This window comes from Mycobacterium lepromatosis, assembly GCF_000975265.2.
Classification (GTDB): domain Bacteria; phylum Actinomycetota; class Actinomycetes; order Mycobacteriales; family Mycobacteriaceae; genus Mycobacterium; species Mycobacterium lepromatosis.
Genome location: NZ_CP083405.1, coordinates 2,921,982 through 2,945,540 on the forward strand (window position 1 = coordinate 2,921,982; position 23,559 = coordinate 2,945,540).

The 23,559-nt window shown below is 57.7% G+C and carries 13 protein-coding genes and 9 pseudogenes; 12 read left to right on the top strand and 10 right to left on the bottom strand.

Features of this window, described 5'->3' with window-relative positions:
• Window positions 1–590: 590 nt before the first annotated feature.
• Complete coding sequence (locus MLPF_RS13810) at window positions 591–1,034, bottom strand: GTP 3',8-cyclase MoaA family protein (protein WP_175266470.1); 444 nt, start codon at window positions 1,032–1,034, stop codon at window positions 591–593.
• A 265-nt stretch (window positions 1,035–1,299) separates the two neighbouring features.
• A pseudogene (locus MLPF_RS13815) lies at window positions 1,300–1,624 on the bottom strand (YccF domain-containing protein).
• 191 nt (window positions 1,625–1,815) lie between these two features.
• Here MLPF_RS13815 and MLPF_RS13820 point away from each other — a divergent pair.
• The 3 genes and pseudogenes from MLPF_RS13820 to MLPF_RS16605 all read left to right on the top strand — a co-directional run.
• Window positions 1,816–2,226 carry a cold-shock protein gene (locus MLPF_RS13820; RefSeq protein WP_045843622.1) on the top strand — a complete coding sequence of 137 codons (411 nt, stop codon included), beginning with the start codon at window positions 1,816–1,818 and terminating at the stop codon, window positions 2,224–2,226.
• A gap of 994 nt (window positions 2,227–3,220) precedes the next feature.
• Window positions 3,221–3,403, top strand: a complete 183-nt coding sequence (locus MLPF_RS13825) for a hypothetical protein (RefSeq protein WP_045843621.1) — start codon at window positions 3,221–3,223, stop codon at window positions 3,401–3,403.
• A gap of 109 nt (window positions 3,404–3,512) precedes the next feature.
• A pseudogene (locus tag MLPF_RS16605) lies at window positions 3,513–5,360 on the top strand (acyl-CoA dehydrogenase family protein); the annotation flags it as partial.
• 62 nt (window positions 5,361–5,422) lie between these two features.
• Here the strand turns inward: MLPF_RS16605 and MLPF_RS16610 are convergent.
• Window positions 5,423–6,781, bottom strand: a pseudogene (locus tag MLPF_RS16610) (APC family permease); the annotation flags it as partial.
• A gap of 252 nt (window positions 6,782–7,033) precedes the next feature.
• Between MLPF_RS16610 and MLPF_RS13845 the strand changes: the two are divergent.
• A pseudogene (locus MLPF_RS13845) lies at window positions 7,034–7,900 on the top strand (glutathione S-transferase C-terminal domain-containing protein).
• 74 nt (window positions 7,901–7,974) lie between these two features.
• On the opposite strand, the gene MLPF_RS13850 reads toward MLPF_RS13845, so the two are convergent.
• Together MLPF_RS13850 and MLPF_RS13855 are read right to left on the bottom strand one after the other, a co-directional pair.
• Window positions 7,975–8,424, bottom strand: a complete 450-nt coding sequence (locus MLPF_RS13850; protein ID WP_236685160.1) for a DUF2771 domain-containing protein — start codon at window positions 8,422–8,424, stop codon at window positions 7,975–7,977.
• A 23-nt stretch (window positions 8,425–8,447) separates the two neighbouring features.
• Window positions 8,448–10,172 carry an MFS transporter gene (locus MLPF_RS13855; protein ID WP_156147234.1) on the bottom strand — a complete coding sequence of 575 codons (1,725 nt, stop codon included), beginning with the start codon at window positions 10,170–10,172 and terminating at the stop codon, window positions 8,448–8,450.
• A 142-nt stretch (window positions 10,173–10,314) separates the two neighbouring features.
• On the opposite strand from MLPF_RS13855, the gene MLPF_RS13860 reads away from it, so the two are divergent.
• Window positions 10,315–11,085, top strand: a complete 771-nt coding sequence (locus MLPF_RS13860; RefSeq protein ID WP_156147230.1) for a DUF3027 domain-containing protein — start codon at window positions 10,315–10,317, stop codon at window positions 11,083–11,085.
• Between the two features lie 157 nt (window positions 11,086–11,242).
• Here MLPF_RS13860 and MLPF_RS13865 read toward each other — a convergent pair.
• Window positions 11,243–11,512 (bottom strand): annotated as a pseudogene (locus tag MLPF_RS13865) (DUF2530 domain-containing protein); the annotation flags it as partial.
• 204 nt (window positions 11,513–11,716) lie between these two features.
• Here MLPF_RS13865 and MLPF_RS13870 point away from each other — a divergent pair.
• From MLPF_RS13870 to MLPF_RS13880, 3 genes and pseudogenes are all read left to right on the top strand, one after another.
• Window positions 11,717–12,148 carry an Rv0880 family HTH-type transcriptional regulator gene (locus MLPF_RS13870; RefSeq protein WP_045843618.1) on the top strand — a complete coding sequence of 144 codons (432 nt, stop codon included), beginning with the start codon at window positions 11,717–11,719 and terminating at the stop codon, window positions 12,146–12,148.
• A 26-nt stretch (window positions 12,149–12,174) separates the two neighbouring features.
• Window positions 12,175–13,087: pseudogene (locus MLPF_RS13875) on the top strand (TrmH family RNA methyltransferase).
• Window positions 13,088–13,259: pseudogene (locus tag MLPF_RS13880) on the top strand (DUF2537 domain-containing protein); the annotation flags it as partial.
• A gap of 112 nt (window positions 13,260–13,371) precedes the next feature.
• On the opposite strand, the gene sepH reads toward MLPF_RS13880, so the two are convergent.
• Window positions 13,372–14,127, bottom strand: coding sequence for a septation protein SepH (sepH, locus tag MLPF_RS13885; protein WP_045843617.1), 756 nt, complete (start codon window positions 14,125–14,127; stop codon window positions 13,372–13,374).
• A gap of 118 nt (window positions 14,128–14,245) precedes the next feature.
• Complete coding sequence (gene serC, locus MLPF_RS13890; RefSeq protein ID WP_045843633.1) at window positions 14,246–15,376, bottom strand: phosphoserine transaminase; 1,131 nt, start codon at window positions 15,374–15,376, stop codon at window positions 14,246–14,248.
• 225 nt (window positions 15,377–15,601) lie between these two features.
• On the opposite strand from serC, the gene MLPF_RS13895 reads away from it, so the two are divergent.
• The gene (locus MLPF_RS13895) at window positions 15,602–16,627 is read left to right on the top strand and encodes an AurF N-oxygenase family protein (protein WP_045843632.1); all 1,026 of its coding nucleotides are present in this window, start codon (window positions 15,602–15,604) and stop codon (window positions 16,625–16,627) included.
• 19 nt (window positions 16,628–16,646) lie between these two features.
• Window positions 16,647–18,326, top strand: coding sequence for an FAD-dependent oxidoreductase (locus MLPF_RS13900; protein ID WP_045843616.1), 1,680 nt, complete (start codon window positions 16,647–16,649; stop codon window positions 18,324–18,326).
• Between the two features lie 73 nt (window positions 18,327–18,399).
• Here MLPF_RS13900 and MLPF_RS13905 read toward each other — a convergent pair.
• Both MLPF_RS13905 and MLPF_RS13910 read right to left on the bottom strand, forming a co-directional pair.
• Window positions 18,400–18,746: pseudogene (locus MLPF_RS13905) on the bottom strand (VOC family protein).
• A gap of 358 nt (window positions 18,747–19,104) precedes the next feature.
• Window positions 19,105–20,227, bottom strand: a pseudogene (locus tag MLPF_RS13910) (citrate synthase 2); the annotation flags it as partial.
• 73 nt (window positions 20,228–20,300) lie between these two features.
• Between MLPF_RS13910 and pdxH the strand changes: the two are divergent.
• Both pdxH and MLPF_RS13920 read left to right on the top strand, forming a co-directional pair.
• On the top strand, window positions 20,301–20,960 hold the full coding sequence (gene pdxH / locus MLPF_RS13915) for a pyridoxamine 5'-phosphate oxidase (RefSeq protein WP_045843615.1): 660 nt from the start codon (window positions 20,301–20,303) through the stop codon (window positions 20,958–20,960).
• Window positions 20,961–21,207: 247 nt separating this feature from the next.
• Window positions 21,208–22,503 carry a citrate synthase gene (locus tag MLPF_RS13920; protein WP_045843614.1) on the top strand — a complete coding sequence of 432 codons (1,296 nt, stop codon included), beginning with the start codon at window positions 21,208–21,210 and terminating at the stop codon, window positions 22,501–22,503.
• The last annotated feature ends 1,056 nt before the right edge of the window (window positions 22,504–23,559 follow it).

Sequence of the window (23,559 nt, forward strand, 5' to 3'; positions counted from 1 at the left end):
GCAAAAGGCGGCAAAGCGTCAATTGTGTATTGAAGCGCAGTGCTATGGTCTGGTCGCGAACCGTGATGCCGTAGCGCAGACAGGATTATCGGCTCAAAATCTTGGCGAGGCGCGAACCCCTGGGCCACAAGGCTCGCTACCAGCTCGGTGACCGTGACGCCTGGCCGCAATGTCACTGTCTCCGATTCGGTACCTGTGGCTACCTGCGTGGGTGAGAATTATAGCGCATTGACTCGAATTTCGACAGATTGGCCGGGTGTCTTAAGCCATCGATTACACTCATCGGGCAATTGGGCTGGACGAAGTTGGGCTTGTGTATGCTCTGACCAGCAGGCTGCGAAGGTCGCTCTCCTGACTAGATAACGAAAACTGCGGATTTGGTTGTTGGCTGTCAGTTAGAGTGCAGTTACAGCTTGCGCAGAAAGCGGGCGGCACCGAGTCGATTACGCAAAACTTTCCGGACGGTGTGGCAGGGCTCGTGTTGAACAACTAGAGTTCGGCCGGAGTCGAACCGTGGGCGCTGGGTTCTGTCGCCGCTGAGGAAATGGGGTCGTAGTGCCGCTAGCACGTTATCAGAGGTCAGCGCGTCCTCACGTCGTCGTTGGTGCCCAGCGTCCAGCAGTATCTGCTTGATGACCCGCACCTGATAAGCTCTGGTTCAGACAGAACCGCAACCGCTCGACGATATCCTTGCTGTCCCTCGTCCGGTCCAACACCGACTTCGCCTTGACCAGCGGAAGATCTGCTTTATTGGCGGCGGCTAAGCCGGGCATCACGTCAGCGAGTTGGTCGCGACGGGTGGTGGCCGCAAAGTCGGTCTGGTCTATGCTGTTCATCGACACGTCGACCCGGCCCAGGCCTGCGTCAGCCCTTCCCGAGCCAGTCCTACACCACTGGTGGTTAACGAGCTCGCCGGGCCGGGTCGCAGACTGGCCGCTGCTGCGATTACCTCTTCGAATTGGCGGGCCAACACCCCGCTCACTACCAGTGAACCGAATGTTGGTGACGGCTAGCCCGGTGACCGCGATGCTCATGATCCTGGCATACTTGTCGAGCTGTGGCAAGTTACTGGCCCCGTCGTTATTCCAAGTCTGCTGTTGGTATTCAACTAAGTGCAATGCAGAGTTGGTGCGTGATATCTGCAGTTCGTTGGCTCTCTTGCCGCGTGTAGTCCATTAGTAGGTCATCGCAGCACGTCCCGAGCGGCGACGTGGTCGTTCGTCCGGTTCTGCGTGTGGCTACGTACTGTCGGCACTTCCAACGCGGTCAGCGTCATACGGGTACCCGTTCGAATCGAGTTTACGAGCTGATTTCGACGATGTCTTTGCCCGGCGGAACCAGCGAAACCGGGATGAACTTGGAGTTAAACAGCGTCAGCGGAATACCGACGATCGTGACCGCCGTCGTTGCGGCACTGAGCAGGTGCCCGATCGTCAACCATAACCTGAACGGCAGTACTCAGATGGTGTTGCTGACGAGAGCTCCCGTCCCGGCGCCCGGCTTGTTGACTATCGTCTGGTCGAATGGCCGCAATGCGTACGACGCTATGCTCAGAGCTGTGAAGCCGGCTGATAATTGCTGCGCGTAAGTGGCCGAAGACCAGCCAGAGGCTGCAGAAAGCCAGCTAGGTGACGTTCAGGACCAGGTGCAATTCCTTCAACGGTAATGCCATCCTACCGGGTAACGGTTTATCTGGGTGCTTCGCGGGCAACTGCCCGAGTAAGATTGCACACCAACGTTGTGTCCCGCCTATGCAGGCGGGACGTTTGTTCTGTTGTCCATCTTAGTGATCTGTCAGACAAGCAGGTGAGACCAGTGCCGACCGGCAAGGTGAAGTGGTATGACGCCGACAAGGGGTTTGGCTTCCTTTCGCAGGAGGATGGCGAAGACGTCTATGTTCGCTCGTCGGCGTTGCCCGCGGGTGTCGAGGGGCTCAAAGCCGGGCAACGGGTGGAGTTTGGCGTGGCTTCTGGCCGGCGTGGGCCGCAGGCATTGAGCCTCAAGCTGATTGATCCGCCGCCGAGCTTCGCTCGCCAAGCGCGCCGCGAAGCGCTGGCCGAGCACAGGCACAGCCCGGATGAAATGCACGGCATGGTCGAAGATATGATCACATTGCTGGAAAGTACGGTGCAGCCCGAGTTGCGTAAAGGCCGCTACCCGGACCGCAAAACGGCCAGACGGGTATCTGAGGTGGTTAAGGCGGTGGCCCGTGAGTTCGACGCATAGTGGAGATCCGACCGGGCTGATTATTATCAAGGCAGCACTGCGCAGTGTCGTGTGGTTCTCATCGTGGCTGGCTTCTTTTCTTAGCGTGCCCTGACCTCGTGTGCCGAGGACAGCCGGGTTGCGCCAACGTACCGAGTTGGCCTCCGATAGGTCAGCCTCATCGACGACAGCAATCTTTAGCGTGCGCGGCACCTGGCGTTGAACGTCTTTTCCCCGACTCAAAGCCCAGGTCTATCGGACAAGCCGTTTCCACAAAACTGGACTTCTACCACGAATTGCCGCCGGTGCTCGACGGTTACCGGCATCCGCTGATCTGGTTCTCGTACAGCCGCGGAAGTAGCGGACTGTAGTACGTGTGGTGTGTCTAGGCATTGGCCAGTCGTGGGTACGTGGTGGTTGCAATCAATTATTATTATTATCTTGCCAACACCTATGACTCCATCATCTAGTACCTAACCAACAAGCTGTGGCAGCGGCCAAAGAATTTGACCTTTACCGTGCATTTCTTTGTTGGCAAATCATTTTGGAAGTCTATTGGTGGACTCCAAACGGATTTGGGTGGCCGTACCATTCGCAGGGGGATCCCGTCGCTGTGGATCGGCGGTACGCGAGTCGACATCGAGAAATGCCTGCCCTTCCAGTAGGGCGTAAAAACCTTTGGTGATCCAAGCGGACAGCTACCGCTGGACGCCGCCCCAGCGTTTAACGTCGCATACCCACGAATCAAAGTAGTTTTTGTGATGGCTCCCGGTGTTCTCCAGGACTTAGGTATGGACGAGGCTGGACTTCATCGGTTGAGAGTGCCCGGCTATATCGCTGTTGGCGCCTATGACACCAGCCATCCCCCAGGTGGAACACTGAATTCGCGGCTTACAATTTTTTCCGGCTCCCTGCCTAATGTTCTACCCGGCGATGTCGACCACGAAGTTTTCGGCAATGAATGCACCCAGGGGGACGCGACGAGTTTTCTGAAGCATGTATCGATGCTCCGAGCGTGGACTGCCACGCAATCCACACCGAAATTGCCGAGGCTGAAGCCCAGTTTTTCGCCACCGCGTTCGGTGGCCGACTAGCTCATTTCTGGGCCTATGGCGGTGTGTCACAGTCCGTCGACTTCGGTACACGCAGCTTCGACACGACTTATCCACTCAGCTCGGCAGCGACACGCACCAGCTGACAGCTGGCGGAGGAACTCATACCTATCTTTTACCTATCTTTCGACATCGGTGCGTTGTAGTCTGCGGTCAGAGCGTGGGGTACCCAAACATTGCGCGAAGTCGTTAGTGATGGGGAAGCAAGCAGAAGTTCTTGCCGAAACATCCCGTGAAATTTTTTGGGATAAAATGCTCTTAGCCAAGAAACTTTTCCTTGGTCGCTTTTTGCTCCAACTCATACAACCGTAGTCTAAGCTGTTTCGATTTCTAAGGGGTGCGCACGGCCGCTTTTTGGACCAGCTGTAGCAGTTTCTTGTCACCGTTGACTGGAGTGTCATCGACCGCGATGCGCAGATTCTTGATAGAATACTTTAAAGACTTTGCCGGACTGGGTTTTTTCGGCATGAATATACAGACCGGAGTAATGGCGGTTTGTATATGTCGTAAGTCGACTACAGCTGTGCTCTACTGATGGTTATCAGCGTTTATCCCAGTGTCGGCGTACTGTTACGGTCCACTAGTTGATCGGAATAGCTGAACCACTCAAGCTTGCTGAGCTTTCGCAACAGAAGCGGAAGTGCGTGCTGTGGTGTGCCGCCGGTGCCGTTTCTGCTTACCGAACTGGACATGGGTTCCGATCCGACCCACCTGGCCTCGATGTCTACGCTGGTCTAAGCTAGGCAAGCTTATGACTTAGAAGGTGTTAAGTTGCGGAACATTGACGGTGTGGTTGCCGAATTGCTGGTGCTCATGGCCCGGGTATCCCGCAACGAAGGGCATCGAGAGGGAGTCCAGCCGTCTTCGTTTTCTAGGACGATTCACCGAGGAGCACCGTGGAGAGGCGTAACAAGTTCATGGGTACTACGGGGCATCGAAAGCGGGGTGAACCAGGATCCATCGTGTTAGCGTCTCCGTCGAAAAGTTAGTCGGGCAAGAAGGTGACGACTGAAGACTTGGCCGTCGAAATGGTCACTAAGGATCGCAGGAGAATGGTCTAGCTAGTGCACGAAATGGGGCAAGCCAGTTGGCAAACATGAAAAGGTTGCCAGTGAGATTGCATTTATCGCCGCCACCAATTACGCGCTGGAAGCGGTGGTGAAGCTTTCTGGTTAGTGGTCAACGAAGGATGTAACGACAATCAGGATCGAAGTGGCGTTGACCAAATTGTGCTTTAGCGAGATGGTCTGCCGTATTGCCGACGAGCTGATCCAAATCCGGGGTGGAAGAGGCTATGAGACTGCGGGATCTTTCGTGGCGCGTGGTGAGCGTGCGGTGACAGCCGAGCAGATGCTGTGAGCACTGCGGATCAATCGCATCTTCGAAGGATCGGGCGATATCACGGGCTGTTCATCGTCCGAGAGGCGCTTGACACCTAAATCTCACTACTGCAGGTGCCCTGGCGAAACGTAACGCCAAGTTGTGAGAAAAGGCTGCGGTTGGCGTGAGCAAGTTCTATGCAAAATAGTTGCTGGAACTGGTCTGTGGCGAAGGCCAACAGAACGCCGGGTATAACGAGTTCGGTCCGATCGCTTTCCACCTGATGGCATAGTTAACGCTACTCGAATAAGTTGGTCCGCAACGCATTCTACGGGATGGCGTGTTGACAAGCCGATTTGGAGCACAGGAAGGGATTTCTGAGTTGCATTGTCGGTATTGGTTTTGCGCTGTTCGCCATGTCGGTTGTGTGCGGCGATTTTCGATGTCTGGCAGATCCCATCGCCGGTCAACAAGTGTTCGAGCTGGACTAAAATTTTTATGAACAAGTCATTGTGCAGGTGGCGGCGCTCTTCTACGCGTTGTGGACTAATCTCTACAGCAGTCGATGTTCAACTGACAAAAGCCTTCTGCAGGGACGCCGCTACATCTGGCTGGAAGGATGGGACGATAGATTAGTTGAAGGACACTGGAACGTAAATCACGCGCTGGGAGGCGGTCGCTTCGAGTGAGTACAATCTGGTTCGATGGTTTCTGACGGTGTCCTCCTTAATGAAGTCTGCTCCCATAACATTTGTCACGGTATGTATGAAATCTGCTGGTAATGTTTATTCTTGGGTTCGGTTCATATCAGCTTGAAAGAGACGGTACCGCTCCGCGCGACATGGCCGGCGTCCCACGGGTTGGCTAAACGGCCACAACGATCACGAACCACAGCAGGGAATGCACCCAAAGGGCATCGCCGTCTCCCTGACAGTGTCTAGCTTCCAGAGCACGAATGCGAAAAAGGCGAGAACATCATTACGCCGCAAGGAATCTTGTAGATCGACTCGGCATAGTGCTGCGGGTAGCGGCGATGACAGACAAGGTAGCTGACGATGATCATCGCCCACACAGACATGAATAACGACGATGAAATAGTTGTGATGAGCGTAAAATGCTGATCACCTCACCTTCAGCGTAGAGCAGTGGTACGTAAGTCAACAACAGCGGAGCCATAAGAAGCAAGGCGACCGCCAGCACTGTTCCGCCGCGGTTAAGTCAGCGGAACAGCGCTGGAACACTACCTTTGTATGTAAGACCGAAAAATATTCTACAATAATAGGATATACAGGAATTTTTCGAGGAGGCGGCAGAGATCACGACGAAGTTGACTATCTACGCTGCAGCGGCAAATCGCTGCCAGTGAAAATATTGCTACGAATGGTGGTTCATCGCTTGTGAACTACTACCAAGGCAAGATAGTAAGGATTGCTAGGAGAGCTTCGACGTAAACGATCATCACCCGCAACGGTACTGCATTGACCGCTCGCGGAAGAGTGCGGCGCGGTTTTGCTGTCTCGGCGGCGGTACCGGCGAGTTCCACTTCGATGTATGAGAAGAACTCGATAGGGAAGCACCCTCTGTCTTTCTGGAAATTTTCAACCATCGCGTGCTTACTTTGCGATGAAACAAAGTTGGTTAACAGCAGGAACGCACCGACCACTATGAGGCAGCTAACCGCGGCTAGCTGGACCAGGAGAGAACAGAACTTAGTCTACCCGAAGTTTGTGCACACTTAACAAGTTGAACGTCAGGCTTAGACCGGCTGTGACCAGACCGGTAGTCATGCTGGCACGTCTGTCCACCAGAACCCGAGTAGTCAGTGATCGCTACCATGTCTGAGATACCGGTGACGATCCAGGCGAACCAGTACGATCACACCATGAGAAAGCCTGCCGATAGCCTCAAGAGGTCGGACGCGAAGTCGACGAACGACTGGTCAATTCAAGTTCGACAACAGCAACTCGCCCATAGCGAGCAGCACGAAAAACAGAAAGAATCCGATCATCTCGTACACCACGAGTACCTCCAGATTGGCGACGGAGATTGTTAACCCGAAGTCCATAAAGAGACTGGCGCCGATCGCTTCTTCGAAGACGATTAACTGAATATGATTGTTGGGCAAGGACCCGACGTAGGTGTGGCTACTCAGCTATCGGGTGCTCAACGGCGACATCGTCCGATATTTGTGGTGTCTTCATTAGGCAGCGGCTCTCGTAAGAGCGCCAATTGGACCGCGATTCGCCGGACAGCGTGAAAACATATAACCGGTGTTCGTTATGCGGCTTTTATTGTGTTGAAAATTTTTTTAACATGTGTTTTCATAGAGAAAACATCGTCGATTTGTCCTCCCATGTTGCCGGTATGTGCTAATTAATTTGTGAAAATCTCTCGCTATTAGCATCACTGCCGACGGATGTGATTGCTATCCGGTAGCGACCGTTCGGTACTGGCTCGTTGTCGTCAGCATTGGCGGCTACTGGAACCGGAAGACATTCTCTCCATTGGATTTTTCGGTCGAACCATGATCAATGCAGCTGGAAGTTCTATATCGATCAGGTACTCAAGATCCCCTGGTTGCGGCACGTTTATTGCAAGCGCTATTCTATACTATAACCCGAAGGCATAATAATCCCAGCGATCTGTTGACATACTAACTGGTGTTATGGCAGCTAGCGATTTTGTGTATATGGCGCTGAATTTCTCCACGGAGTGGACCGCTTACCATCGCAACGGTGCACCTTAGCTCTACCCGGATCGGCTGCGGGCCTAGGTCGATGAGGTGAGAAAAGGATCTAGATCTAAATCAACAACGGGGTGTACCGGTGTGGTTTTGCCGGCTCGCAACAGGCCTACAACCGGTTGTTTATTGTGCTGTACTGGGTGAGCGATTGCTTGACCAACCAGCGATACCTAATGGGTGACAGCATCACAGAAGCAAGCGTCAGGCTCTTTACCACACTGGCCCGTTTCGACTCTATCTATCATGCGCATTTCAAGTGTAACAGGCGCAAACTCAGCGCGGTGCCGCTGCTATGGTCCTACGCTCGTGATTTGTTCCAGACACCGTGTTTCGGCGATACCGTCGATTTCGGCCAGGTTAGGCACCACTAAATACAATAATGATACAATAATGCACGCTGATATCCAGCCTACCTGTATCGTGTCCACGGGCCTGAACTTTACTGTATATTTTACTTTACATGTACAGAAAGCTTTGGCGAGGTAGATTTTTCGGCTATATCACGTCACCCGGGTCGTAACCTGCGCCGAGATTGCCGTCAGGGCTGTGACTGGGTAGGCGAGTATGATCCATGGCGGCAATCTCAGCGTAAAGTCAGAACGTCAGCCGAATCAACCATTCCGTGTGCGGGACATCGTGTACTTCACCGGCGGGGTCGACCACCAATGTCAGCAACTGCACGACTATGCCGATAAGCCGCCCGCGGTGCGGGTCGAGGGTGGGGATGGTCACCGCTAGGCGAGTGTTTGGCCGATAGAGAGTGCTGGTGGTGCCGGTCGGGTCTTCATAGATTCGCAGCAGTCGCCAGGGCGCTCGACTAATCGCCTCAGGAACCGAGAGCTGCACTGGATCGTGTTCGTCCGCCGACAACACGCCTTGCGCTTGCGGTGTTTGGCAATCGTCGAGGTTGAGTACGTTGCAATACAAGTACGGCCCCACGCGGGTCAAGTGTCCGTGCGAATAGGCGCTGATCTCAGGTCGTTGTGGACTGGGCTTGCTCACCAGCATCCATGCGCCGAATCCGGCCGCAGCGGACAGCAGCATCACCACGGTCGGGAGCAGCACGGTTACCCGGCGTTGCACTGTGGCCTCATTGAAGGCCCACCGCCGCCGTAGCGCGTGCTCTCCTGCTCGACCATCACCGGACGATTACCTCCGAGGCCTGGAATTAACGAATCACCGCGGAAGCTTACGATGGTTTGCGCTAGACCTAGGATCAGCAAGACACTGACCGCGGTGAATCCAACCCACAAATCGGTGTACACCATCACGCCTAGCGCTCCGCCCAGCACCCATGCTAGTTGCAGCGCTGATTCTGAACGACCGAATCCCGATGCGCGCGACTCCTCAGGCAAATCGTTTTGCAATGAGGCATCCAACGAAGCCTTCGCAATCGCACTAGACCCCGATGTGATCAGGGTAGCGATGGTAGCCATCAGTAGATTGCCGGCCACCGACGCCGCTAAGGCTAACACAGTGACTGCGATTGTGCAGCGCACCACCAGCACGGCCGGCCTGCCCAGCTGCAGGCGTGCGCTGGTGAAGTTGCCAGCGAAGTTACCGATCGCGGCCGCGGCGCCGATCAAGCCCAGCATCCCTAGCTGAACCCAGCCGTTGGCTTGATGCTCTTTGGCGACAAAGGCCGGATATAAGAATAGGAAGCCGACCATCACCTTGATGGTGCAATTGCCCCACAAAGAGGTAATGATGTTGCGGCCCAATGGTTGTCGAATTCTGCCCCCGACCTTCTTGACTTTCTCCGGCCAGCTCCGTCGCAGTGGTTTGCGATGCAAGCGATAGCTCAAAGTGGCTGGAATTTCACCTTCGGTCACCTCGACCCAGCGCGGAATCCGCATTGACAGCAAGGCGCCGGAGATCGTGATCGCGGCGACGACGAACAACGCGCCAGGCAGCTTGAACATGTGGGCGCAGACGAACTCGACACCGGTCGCGATGGCGCCACCGGCTATGGTGCCGCCGAGCAGACCGAACACGGTCAGCCGGGAATTGACACGTACCAAGTCAATGCTGGGTGGCATCACCCGTGGTGTGACAGCGCTGCGCAGTACGCTGAACGACTTCGACAACACCATCATGGCCAGCGCGCACGGGTAAAGCACCATGGACGGGTAGCTGCCGGTGGCGCCATCGTAGTTCATGATCAGTAGTGTTGCTAGTCCGGTGCGTAGCACGAACGAGGTCGCCAGCGCGACGCGGCGGCCGTGCTGCAGCCTGTCTAGCGCTGGACCAATGAGCGGCGCGATCACCGCAAACGGGGCGATGGTGATCAGCAGGTACAGCGCGACTTTGGACTTGCTCTCCCCGCTGGCCGCAGCGAAGAACAAAGTGTTGGCCAGTGCAACGGCCATCGCAGAGTCGACCGCGAAGTTCGTGACCACCGGCCACGTCAGCGCAGTCAACCCGGATTTGTCAGCGCCGTCAGCGGTTGCGGCACGCTGAACCATCCAGTACATGCGATAGCCCATTTCACGGCTTCGCTGTGCGGCGGCGCGAGTGACCGTAATTCGTTCACCAGGGTCCGGACCGCGTGGTGGGGCGTTGTTGTGTTGAAGTTCTGGCTGCTGGCCCAGGGGTGGGAGATAGCGGTTGGCGCTGGGCATCGTCGGCGAGCGGCGCGCTGGGTCCAACTGTCCGGCTTCTTGTTCGCGCTGTTCCAGCGCTCTTCGTTGCTGGGTTGGCCGATAGACAGAGCTGTCGGCCGGGTAGTTCGCCATGCCTGGATGCTGGTTGCGCGAGCCGGTGCGGGTCCGGCGGCCTGGTGTAGAGGCCAAACGGCCCGGATGATCACGCCGCCGTCCAGACACGAATCAATTCTGTCCTATGTTGACTTCATGCGTGTGCAGGCGGCCGGGTGTCGCTTGCCAACCGTGTCTTCCGGCAGAATTGGCTGATGTGATGCGAAGAGGAGGTAGCGTGACTGGGCCCGTCGAGGATTCCGCCGTCGCGACCGTGGTCGAGTGGCCCGACGGATTGGCTGCGGTGCTCACTGCTGCGGCCGACGACGCCAGGGCGGCTATCGAGGAGTTCAGCGGTTCTGCGACGGTCGGGGACTACTTAGGGGTCAGTTACGAGGATCCGAACGCCGCCACTCACCGGTTCTTGGCGCATCTGCCCGGTTACCAGGGATGGCAGTGGGCAGTCGTCGTCGCTGCTTATCCTGGTGCCGAGTACGCCACAGTCAGTGAAGTGGTGCTGGTCCCCGGGCCTACGGCGTTGCTCGCACCAGAGTGGGTGCCGTGGGAGCAGCGGGTCAGACCGGGGGATTTGAGCCCGGGAGATCTGCTCGCGCCGGCATCGGAGGACTTACGGTTGGTTCCCGGTTACAACGCCAGTGGTGACCCGGTGGTGGACGAGACCGCCGCCGAAATTGGGTTGGGTCGGCGCTGGGTAATGAGTGTCTGGGGGCGGTCGGCGGCGGCCGAGCGGTGGCATGGCGGCGACTACGGTCCTGATTCGCCGATGGCGCGGTCCACCACGCGTGTGTGCCGCGATTGCGGTTTCTTTCTGTCGCTGGTGGGATCGCTTGGTACGATGTTCGGGGTATGCGGCAACGAAATGTCCGCTGACGGGCATGTTGTCGACAAGTTGTACGGCTGTGGTGCTCATTCCGACACCCCGGCTCCGGTAAGCAGCGGCTTACCCGTGGGTGAGCCGTACGACGACGGTGTCCTCGACATTTTGTAGCACCCTATAGTGTAGCTTCCAGAGTCCCCGGCGGACTAGCCTTTTCGACTGGCGGCGTTCAGTCACGGCTGGTTTTATGGCGTGTCCGGTTGAGTGGGCTGATCCGGTAGCGCGGGTATACAGGGTTCTTGACTTGCCGACCTTGGCAAGCTACTGGCGGGTTGAGATAGGTTTCGAGTCCGTCTTGTGCGCCTCGTGCACCGCGGCGGGCAGCGGCAAGTTGCCACACGAAAATCCCGGCACCAAGTAATCCGACGACCAGTCCGGCCACTGTCACTGGACGCCAGCTCTGTAGGCCTGGCACCACGAACGCAGCGGCCACAGCGATCAGCCAGGACAGCGCGCCGACCGCTATAACCGGCCACACCTCGAGCAGCATGGGCGGCAACGGGGGCGGTTCGCGGCTTCTGTCAGGTTCGACCAACATCTTGCCCAATTTAGCCCGGAAACGAAGTACACGGTGCTGCGGCCTGAGGTGATGTCCCCACGTTCGCGGGAGAGAGCTGGGCGCTTAGCTGGATCGGGCGTCAATGAAAAACCTCGGCAATTGCAGCAGCACAGCGAAAAGGATCGAAGTCCGTCGTTCGTCGTTTCTGATCCGAATTCTTCGGTTCCGATGTAACCTCGCGCCATGCTTGACAGCGATGCGCGGCTGGCCAGCGATTTATCGTTGGCCGTCATGCGGCTGGCCCGCCAACTGCGCTTCCGGAACCCGCAATCGCCGGTGTCGCTGTCGCAGCTGTCTGCGCTGACGACGTTGACCAATGAGGGCGCCATGACGCTCGGCGCCCGAGCGATTCGTGAACGAGTCCAGCCGCCGTCGATGACCCGAGTGATCGCATTGTTGGCTGGCATGGGGTTCGTGGATCGTGAGCCACACCCCGTCGATGGGCGACAAGTGCTCGTCTCGGTATCGCAGTCCGGTGCCGAATTGGTTAAGGCAACCCGGCGCGCCCGCCAGGAATGGCTGGCCGAGCGGCTGATGACGCTGGATAGCGATAAACGTAACGTCCTGCGCAATGCCGTCGATCTGATCTTGGCATTGCTTGACGAAAGTCCGTGAACTCACGCTTTTATTACGCTGACGGTCTGGATGGCCTCGATGTTCAAGGCGTCAACAATCCCGAGGATCCGCGATTTTATGATTCCGCGACCTGAACAGCATCGATAGTTGTTCGGATCTGCCGACCGGCAGAAGATCTGGTAATCACCGAGTGTGTGTTGGTTATACAGTCCATGCTAGCGTACCGATTCCACTGGGTACCGACCACAGATTGGTTGAGCCCAAGGACGATCTGGCCGATGTCAGCGAGGTTAAGGTGCCCTCAGGGTATAGTAGCGAGCGTTCGCCGATGTCATGTTCGGGTGGTTGGCTTCCACCTCAACTGTGGAATGCTGGCCGCCGTGAGACGGGTGCCCGAGCCAAGTGTGGCGCAGGTGGTCGCCAGAGCCCGGACGGTAGCAGTGCTCGAGGATGTCAGTCGCCCCGAGAACCCGGGTTCAATATTTCGCAGCACGGCAGGGTTGGGAGTGGACGTGGCGGTGTTCGGCCCCAGTTGCATTGATCCGTTACACTAACGTGCGGTCTAGGTATCCATGGGTCATGCTTTGCCAGTGTCGTATGCTCGACCAACCGGCTGGCTCGTCGATCTTGTGACGCTCAAAGAACGAGGCTTTCGCCTGTTGACGATGACGTCAAACCGCGAAGCGTGGGCGCCGCTGGAGGCGATGACGGCGGAGCGCGATGAACGGATTGCAGTGTTGGTGGGGCGCAGAAGGTTCGGGACTGGCCGCTAGTCATTCTGCGGTTAAGGCGTGTGCGGGTTCGTATCCTGATGTCGCGAGGGCATTGGACTCACTGAACGTTGCGGCGTCTATAGGTCTTCTACGAGAGGGTTCAGGCTCGGCGACGATGCACTCCGCGGCACGAAATGAAGGGAGTCGAGCGATAAGGCTAGGACGACTTGTGAGTGAGAAGGGCAGTAAGCACGACCAATATTAACCCTGGGCAACGATTTGACCGTGGCTGGGTTTGTTTACGTGGTTATTGCTTCCGGGCTTGTGGTGCTGTGATTCGGGTGCATCCGCTGTCGGCGGTCGGGTTCAACATCGTCGCGGATGACGAGCTGGCGCCGACGTTGTGGGGGTGGCGGCGCACCGCGATCCTGCGCTGGGCACGGGAATTGACTGTGACTGACTATTGTGACGGGGGTGTTGCTGACGCCGCTCGTATAGATCGTATCGGATTGGGCCTAACCGCTCTGGGCTGGTGGTGACATCCAGTCATCAGCGCTGTCCGGCTGAGCGCACTCCTAGCAGGACATCTTCCCAAGCTGGAATGGCGGGCTTGCCTCGTCGGCTGTTCACTCGTTGGTCGTTCGGCGCGACGGTTCCCGGTGTCGAGGATTCAACAAAGTCGAGGTGTGCTACCGGAGCCAGCGAGCGCAACGGACGATTGAAGTCCGGGTCAATAAGCTCACTGGCCGCGTCATCGCTTGCGGTGGCGGTTCCACCGTGAGCGCCGGGAGTGAAGCAGAAATATGCGAGGTTGTCGGAACGGCCGGCCTGCCACGTGAGTTGCACTGTCCAGCGGCCGTCTTTATTGCGCCAGGCGTCCCAGCTCAGCTTGTCCGGCTCGAGGCCACGCGTCACCAATGCGGCACTGACGGTCTCCAAAAGTGTCATCACTGCCGGTCCATCGGCGAGGATTGGATGTGCGGCAGTGGCCAGCTCAGCGGCGCGCGAACGTTCCAACAGCACCGGGTGGGCGAATCGGCGGATCCGCGCGATGTCGGACCCCGATGCCATGGCTACCTGTTCCACAGAGGCGCCAGCTCGGATCCGGGCCTGAATTTCTTTAGGGCTCAGCATGTTGGTGACTTGGATGTCGAGCTGCGGTTGATCCAGCAACGTCGCGTCGCCACGCATGGCTGCGCGTAGCCGGTCGTCGGCCGGCAGCTTGAACCGTTCACCAGAGATGTCATCTTCGCAGAGGATGGTTTTGCTGTCGGGATCGAGCCCGACGACTTTGAGTTCCCGCATGGCTTCTCCTCGCAGACTCCGTGCAGGGTCAGCACTGAACCTGTTGTGCATTCTAGGGCAGCGAATGCTCGGAGCTGTGGCTGACACGCTAGGTTATTGGGGGTTGATGAGCGCCGCGTTAAAGGCGCTCGACTACCCAGTCAACGCACTCGGTGAGGGCTCTAACGTCATCGGGCTCGACCGCGGGGAACATCGCGACACGCAACTGATTGCGACCGAGTTTGCGGTACGGCTCGGTATCGATGATGCCGTTAGCTCGTAAGATCTTCGCGACCGCTGCCGCGTCGACGTCATCGGTGAAGTCGATTGTGCCCACCACCTGAGAACGCAGTGCGGGGTCGACGACGAACGGAGTGGTGTAGGGTCGATCTTCCGCCCATGCATATAACCATTGCGATGAGTCTGCCGTGCGTTTTACCGCCCACTCCAGTCCCCCGTTGCCCAACAACCAGTCGAGCTGTTCGGCCAGCAGCACCAGGGTACCGATTGCCGGTGTGTTGTATGTTTGGTTTTTCAGGCTGTTCTCTACCGCGATTGGTAGCGACAGGAAGTCAGGAACCCAGCGACCGGACGCAGTGATAGATTCGACCCGGGCCAGTGCGGCCGGACTCATGATGGCTAGCCAAAGGCCACCGTCGCTGGCGAAGTTTTTTTGCGGCGCGAAGTAGTAAGCATCGGCTTGCGCAATGTCAACTGGTAGCCCCCCGGCGCCAGAGGTCGCATCGATGGCGATCAGCGCGCCACCCGAATCGGTTGGACGGCGGACTGGTACCGCGACGCCGGTAGACGTCTCGTTGTGTGCCCACGCGATCACATCGACTGATGGATCGCCCATTGGTTTGGGTGCGCTGCCTGGATCCGATTTGATGACGATGGGGTCGCCGATGAACGGGTTCTTAGCGACGGCGGAAGCAAACTTCGAGCTGAACTCGCCGTACGTCAGGTGCAGCGAGCGCTTGTCGATCAACCCGAAAGCCGCGGCATCCCAGAACGCCGTTGCGCCACCATTGCCCAGAATGACTTGGTAGCCGTCTGGCAAGCTGAACAGCTCGGCCAGCCCCGATCGAACCCGACCCACCAGATTTTTGACCGGATCCTGCCGGTGCGAGGTGCCGAACAACGCGGCCGTGATGCTGGTCAGTGCTTGCAATTGTTCGGGCCGAACCTTTGACGGTCCCGACCCGAAGCGGCCGTCACGGGGCTTCAGCGCGGCGGGAATGTCAAGCGAAGGGGTGAGCTGGTCGGCCATGCTACCAAGGTTAGTGAGCTGATCCAGCACGGTGACAAACCAGGTAGATTAGCCGGACTCGCCGAAAGTTGGTTTAGTTACGAGCTACGGCGCTGCAGAGTGAGACACATCACACTGTGGCACAGGTCCCGGTGCTCCGGAAAGATCTAGAGAATTTCCAGTACTTACGGTATCGTGTATTTCACACGCCCAAATTAATTTATGGACCTCATCGAGGAGGTTGTGATGGCCAGGACGCGAATGGTTCGGCGTTGGCGCAACAACATGGAGGTACGCGACGACACCGACTATGTGGGCATGCTAACCACATTGTCTGAGGGATCGGTGCGGCGAAACTTCAATCCGTATACCGATATCGATTGGGAGTCAACAGATTTCGCGGTAACGGACAACGACCCGCGATGGATCTTGCCGAACACCGATCCGCTAGGTCGCCATCCCTGGTACCTGGAGCAGACGGAGCAGCGCAAGATCGAGATCGGGATGTGGCGTCAGGCCAATGTGGCCAAGGTGGGGCTGCACTTCGAATCCATTCTGGTGCGCGGTCTGATGAATTACACATTCTGGGTGCCGAACGGATCACCGGAGTATCGGTATTGCTTGCATGAATGTGTTGAAGAATGCAACCACACGATGATGTTCCAGGAAATGATCAACCGCATTGGCGCGGACGTGCCGGGCATGCCACGCAGACTGCGTTGGCTTTCGCCGTTGGTGCCGTTGGTCGCCGGGCCGTTGCCGGTGGCTTTCTTCATCGGTGTGCTTGCCGGTGAGGAACCTATCGACCACATGCAGAAGAACGTGTTACGCGAAGGCAAGTCGTTGCATCCTATCATGGAGAGGGTGATGGCCATTCACGTGGCCGAGGAGGCGCGGCACATCTCCTTCGCCCACGAATTCTTGCGTAAGCGCTTGCTGCACTTGACCAAGCGACAGCGTTTCTGGGTCTCATTGTATTATCCACTAACGATGCGGATGTTGTGTAACGCAATCATGGTTCCGCCCAAGACGTTCTGGCAGGAGTTCGACATTCCACGTGAGGTCAAGAAGGAGCTGTTCTTCCGATCGCCGGAGTCGCGAAAGTTGTTGCGTGACATCTTCGCCGATGTCCGGATGCTAGCATATAACACCAGACTGATGGAAACGCGTTCTGCACGGCTGATGTGGCGGATATGCAAGATCGACGGCAAGCCGTCGCGTTACCGCGGTGAACCGCAGCGTCAGCACCCGGCGACGATATCTGCCGCGTAAGCTTTACCTTCTATGCCCTATGCCGCATATTATCACCCAGTCATGCTGCAACGACGGGTCTTGTGTCTTTGCTTGCCCGGTGAATTGCATTCACCCAACACCGGACGAGCCGGGGTTCGCCACCTCGGAGATGCTCTATATCGATCCGGTGGCCTGTGTGGATTGTGGTGCCTGTGTGAGCGCCTGTCCAGTTGGCGCGATTTCTCCCGACACCCGGTTGGCGCCCGAGCAGCTGCCGTTTATCGAGGTCAACGCGTCGTATTACCCGACGCGGCCCGTTGACCTGAAGCTTCCGCCGACCTCCAAGCTGGCTCCGGTCATCCCGGCCGCCCAGGTACATGTTCGTCGTCGACCGTTGACCGTGGCCATTGTCGGGTCCGGTCCAGCGGCAATGTATGCTGCCGATGAACTGCTTACCCAACCTGGGGTGTGGGTTAATGTGTTCGAGAAGCTACCTACCCCTTATGGTTTGGTGCGTGCTGGGTTGGCACCCGATCATCAGAACACGAAAAAGGTGACCGAGCTCTTCGACCGGGTCGCCGAGCATCGCTGCTTTCGGTTTTTTCTCAACGTCGAGATAGGCAGGCACTTGAGCCACGCCGAATTGTTGGTTCATCACCACGCCGTGCTGTATGCAGTCGGTGCTCCTGATGATCGCCGTCTGGACATCGACGGTATGGGTATCCCGGGTACTGGAACCGCTACCGAGCTAGTAGCCTGGATCAACGGTCATCCCGACTTTGCCTATCTACCAATCGATCTCAGTCACGAACGTGTGATAGTCATCGGCAACGGCAATGTCGCCCTCGATGTGGCACGGTTGCTCACTGCCGATCCAGACTACTTGGCCCGCACCGATATTTCCGAGTTTGCACTGCACGTGTTCGGCGGCTCCGCGGTCCGCGAAGTGGTGGTCGCCGCCCGGCGCGGCCCTGCGCACTCGGCGTTCACCCTGCCCGAGCTGATCGGGTTGAAGGCTGCGTCTGAGGTAGTACTTGACGCCGGTGGCCGCAAGCTGGTGGAAGGTGATCTCGCGACAGCATCAGACAGTTTGACCAGAAAGAAACTGGAAATCTTGAGTAGTCTTGGTGATAGTTCGAAGCTGACTTCGCGGCGGCGAATCCGGCTGGCTTATCAGCTCACGCCCAAGCGCGTGCTGGGTAACCAGCGCGCTACCGGCGTCGAATTCTCGGTCACCGGCACCGAAGAATCACGTCAGCTCGACGCGGGCCTGGTGCTGACATCGGTTGGTTACCGCGGCAAACGGATTCCCGATCTGCCATTCGACGAGGCAGCAGCGGTAATCCCGAATGACGGTGGCCGTGTGGTCGACCCGAGCCGGGGCCGTCCGATGCCCGGCGTCTATGTGGCTGGCTGGATCAAACGTGGGCCAACAGGCTTCATCGGCACTAACAAGTCGTGCTCGGTTCAAACCGTTCAGGCCGTGGTCGCCGACTTCAATGCCGGTTGGCTGACCGACCCGGTGGCTGAGCCGATGGCGCTGGTCAAGCTGGTGCAGGCCCGCCAACCCGATGCCGTCGACTCCGCGAGATGGCGGGCCATCGACGCCGCCGAGATCGCGCAGGGTAATGTCGCAGGCCGGCCACGCCGCAAGTTCACCGATGTTGCCGAAATGTTGGCGGTCACAGCCAGCGCACCGCCGCCGCGGCTGGTGGCTCGGCTGCGTGCCCTGTTGTAGTCAGCTCGAACTAACTAACTGTCTGCCCAGAGATCGCCGCTGCGATCTTATCCATGCCGACTTCGCGGACTGGCTATCCCAGCGACCAGGGCTAGCCGAACGGGTCAGCGGTCACATTCTAACGGCCATCCCAGAACTGGTCCGCCAGCGACACCACCACCGTGGCAGCAGTGTCCAACGCCCGCTGGAATTTGGTGTCCACGCCAGTAAATGTCAGGTGCATAGTGACCGGTGTTCCGCCCAGTGACGTCGGAGTCGTCGATTTGCCGCCACATGTTTCTGGGTAGTCGTCCTTGAGTGGCACCGCGAAGCTGTTGATGCGCACGGGGATATGGATCAGTTTGCCGTCGGGACTGGGCGCGCGCCCTAGTTCGATACCGCCAAAAGTTTGATCGCCCTGGCGTCGTCGTCAACCACCATATGTGGAGACAGTGCAGGTTCGCGTTGATGTCCCTGGCGGTCTCCTTTCCGTCGATTTTTGGGGTCCAGTCCCGGACCAGTCTCCGCATCGGGATCAATGTGTCTTGACCGGCGTGCGATGCAAATTTATCGCGCGCTGGTCATGTATTATGGTCCACCGACCGCTATGTGGCGCAAGCATCGCAGCTGGTGACACTCTCGATTCTTGGTGCTATCAGCGACATAGCGGTGACTAACAGAATCGACCGTCGCACCACGAGGCTGGATGAGCTCCGCAGGCTGGGAAAGGTTCGGCGAGTAGGCGAAACCGGGCATCCATCGATCGCAGATGTCTGATGTCGCTGAGGACTTCTAGGCTTGCGCGGAGAGTAAGCTGGTCCCAGCTGTTCACGGACTTTGGGCTGCGTTCCTGGGATCCCACATATAGAGGGCTGAAGGGCGGACGAGTTTGCCGAGTCGTTTCTGCTCGAGAATGTGGGCGCACTAGCCTGAGGTCCCCTCCATAGGTGAACATCGCCGGCATTACATTGGCCGGAAGCCGGGCGAAGTCCAGGATCACAGTTGCCCAGAATTCGACGTTGGTCTCGATGGCGCAATCCAGATGGCACTCCCGTAGCTCCACCAGTGCGGCTTGCTGCAGCGTGACCGCGACTTCGTGGCGTGGTACGCCCAGCTGTTCGCAGGTGGTCCGCAGTACTCGCGCCCGGGGATCCTCCGCGCTATGGATCCGGTGCCCGAACCCCATAAGCTTTTCGTTGCGGTCCAGGATCCCTTTGACCAGGTTACGTGCGTCGCTGTTGTGCTCGACCTCCTCTAGCATTGGCAGCACCCGGGCCGGGCACCCCACCGTGGGGCGGACCACTCATCGCACCGATTGCTCTAGACAGCGCCGCTGCTGCGTCCACGTCAGTCGAGGCGATGACCCTGGTGGTGAAGTCGACGTGTTCATGCTGTGCTCGGCGGCCACCACCCAATAGGCGTTGATGGCCTCGATATGTTTGGGGTCGGGATCGTCTTGCCAGTTAGTTATGCAAAATGCTGTGGCCGTTTGGCATTCATCGATTGTTCGTTGTGGTACTGCTCGCTGATAGATACCGCCTGCGGACTGTGCGTCCTAGGACAGAGCCATCGTCTATGCTCGCGACAGCTGTTCGCGAGCGGTGGCATCGTCGGTTGCTATATCCTACATCCTCAGACGAGCGCCAGCATTGCCAGGCTTGCCTGGACATCGACACTATAAACATAGCTGCTGTGGATCAACAGCGGGCATGGTTCTGCTGTTAGGGGCAAGCCGCTGGCGAATGTGCTGTTGACCAGCAACGCTCATACGTCACCGAATGTGACTTGGTGATGCACCGGATCCTCGATGACAACATCGCGGTAGCGCAGCGCGCCACCGTCTTTATCCGGCTCGGTGATTCGGTGGTAAAGACCACCACGCCACCCAGGTCAGGCACAAAGCCTGCTGGGACCACAGGTATAGGAAAAATTCTCCCACCTGGCCCCGGGCCGGGGTTATCGGCCGGTACCACCTCTGCGGGTAGCGTTGGCGCGATGGCAGGACCGGATGACCAGCATCTGTCGGGTATGCGGGTGGAGTACGGCTCCGTCGAGAAGGACGGCAGCCCCGATCTCGACACGAATTGGCTACATGACGGTTGGCTTACATTGTTCTGCGAGTGGATTGACGACGCCGAACGCGCCGGAGTTGCCGAGCCCAATGCCATGGTACTGGCAACCGTCGCTAACGGCAGACCGGTGAGCCGATCGGTGTTGTGTAAGAGCGCCGATGAGGCAGGAATCATTTTCTTCACTAATTATGATTCTGATAAGGGCAACGAGCTAGCAGCCACGCCCTATGCCTCGGTGACTTTCCCGTGGTATCAGCTGGGGCGGCAGGTGCATATTCGCGGCCCAGTTAGCACGGTCGATCCGCAGGTTAGCGAGGACTACTGGTCCAAACGGCCGCGCGGTTCGCAACTAGGGGCATGGGCGTCGCATCAGTCGCGGCCGATTGCCTCGCGGACGGCGCTACTTGATCAGCTGGTAGAAGTGACCGTGCGCTTTGCTGACTCAGAGCGCATCCCAGTACCACCGCATTGGGGCGGATACCTCATCGTGCCCGAGGTGGTGGAGTTCTGGCAGGGCCGGGAAAATCGTTTGCACAACCGGATTCGGTTGACCGGTGGGTGTATCGAGCGTCTGCAGCCTTAACCTGGTGAGGATGTGCGTCGGGTAATGGCGTCAGGAAGTGGCGGGCGATGGTAATCGCCTGGCTGGCGCCGGCGTTCATTCGCTACCGGGTGATGAAGGCCAGTTCACGCCTCGACGGATCGGGGCTTGCCTGGACGGACCGCTGTGAGACCTCTAGACTCGACCCCGGGCAGGCGCTCGGTTGAGGTAACGACTACCTTCACAGCTATATCAACAGGAATATCAGCCAGAGCGCAAAGGGGTTTTCGTGGCCGACACCGACGACACCGTCACCCTGAAATATCCGGGAGGCCAGATTGATCTGCAGATTGTCCGCTCCACCGAAGGTAATGACGGCATTGCGATCGTCCCGATGTTGGCCAAGACCGGGTACACCACGTTTGATGTCGGCTACGGCAACACCGCATCTACCAAGAGCTCCATCACCTACATCGATGGTGACGCCGGGATTCTGCGTTACCGCGGCTATCCGATTGAGCAGCTCGCCGAGAAGTCGACCTTCATAGAGGTTTGCTATCTGCTGATCTACGGCGAATTACCAGCCACCGATCAGTTGGCCGAATTCACTCACCGGATCCAGCGCCACACCATGTTGCATGAGGACCTTAAGCGGTTCTATGATGGATTTCCGCGCAACGCGCACCCGATGCCGGTGTTGTCCAGCGTGGTCAACGCATTGAGTGCTTACTACCAGGATGCCCTGGACCCGATGGACAACGGTCAAGTAGAGCTGTCGACGATCCGGCTCTTGGCTAAGCTGCCCACTATCGCTGCCTATGCATACAAGAAGTCGGTCGGCCAGCCGTTCCTTTACCCGGATAACGCGTTTTCTCTGGTAGAGAACTTCCTTCGAATGACTTTTGGTTTGCCGGCTGAGCCCTATGAACCCGACCCTGAGGTGGTCCGGGCCCTGGACATGCTATTCATCCTGCATGCTGACCACGAACAAAACTGTTCGACGTCAACCGTGCGTTTGGTGGGCTCGTCGCGAGCCAACCTGTTCACTTCGATTTCGGGCGGCATTAACGCGCTGTGGGGACCGCTGCACGGCGGCGCCAACCAGGCGGTGCTTGAGATGCTCGAAGGTATCCGTAAGAGTGACGACGACGTCGGTGAATTTGTCCGAAAAGTAAAGAACCGCCAAGCCGGTGTGAAATTGATGGGATTTGGTCACCGCGTCTACAGGAATTACGATCCGCGGGCCCGCATCGTCAAGGAACAGGCCGACAAGATCTTGGCCAAGCTTGGTGGCGACGACGATTTGCTGGACATTGCCAAGGGGCTCGAGGAGGCGGCGCTGACCGATGACTATTTCATCGAGCGCAAGCTGTACCCGAACGTCGATTTCTACACCGGCCTGATCTACCGGGCCCTCGGTTTCCCGACCCGGATGTTCACCGTGTTGTTTGCGTTGGGTCGGCTGCCCGGCTGGATTGCGCACTGGCGTGAGATGCACGACGAGGGTGACAGTAAGATCGGTCGTCCGCGCCAAATATACATCGGCTACACAGAGCGCGACTACACTGCAATTGAAACGCGATAGCTATCGTGTGGTGACTGCTTAGTTCATCCTGAGGGTTTGCGGTCGGCGACGTTGCGGGAAGTAATCTAAGCTGGCTAACCTCGGCCACCAGGATGTTCATCCCGGTGGTGTATGCCCTCAGTGGTCAATGAGCTGATCATAAAGTCGTCTAGTTGGCGGTGTCGACAGGGTGAGAACGATCCGGTCAGCTTAATCGAGCGTCGAAAGATGTGAATACGGGTGTCAAGAGATATCGCGTAGTGGAACCTGACGCAAGATGTGTGCATTTATGCACGATGGTTCTGCCACCGGCCACGAGTCGGAATGCTTGATTCAACGGCGTGGAAACTGTGCGGCTTGGCCGCATTGGCCAAAGCCTTAAGAGGTCCGGGGCGCTGATATCCGCTTCTGAGTGGAACGCCAGCATGTCGGTGAAGACACCAGCATCTGTTGTTAGCATTGTCCGCGACGGACTGGTAGCGCTCAGTGGTGGTTCATGCTCGGCTGCCAAGTCTGTGTTTGGTGCTACCGGGCAATGAAGCCTTCCCCGAGGGTCATGACCATGTAGCCTGCCTCCCATCTATATTTTTCCTGTCCTGGCAGGGTGGTGTTTACAATTATCGACGAGAGTGTCGGTTATACCGACAGGGTGTTCGTTGCAATTTCATTGCGGCAGCGTATGGGTGACATGTGGAATCCGAGTGCGTGGCTGGTGTGGGGGAGCTTACACATGCCGGATAGAGGCGATGAGTCCGAAGGGGAAGCGGTGTCAGTAGTGACGCTATGTGTGGTTCCTGAAGTTTTGGCGACCGTCCGTGCTGTGGTGCAAGCGCCGCCCGCTCGGCCTGGCGGCTCCACATGTTGCTACAGCGCCGGTGGCGCCGTCGGCGGCCGATGTAGTGTCGGTGCAGACAGCAGTTGAGTTTTAGCGCTTCGTGCAACGAGCATGCTGGAGGGGTCGAAGAACTTGGTTGTTCCGGGGTTGGTGTCGCTGAGGCCGGTATCAGGTGTTTGTTGCTATTGATGCCGCAGCTGTGTCGTCGTACGGTTGCTGTGTGATATGGAATGACCGCGCCG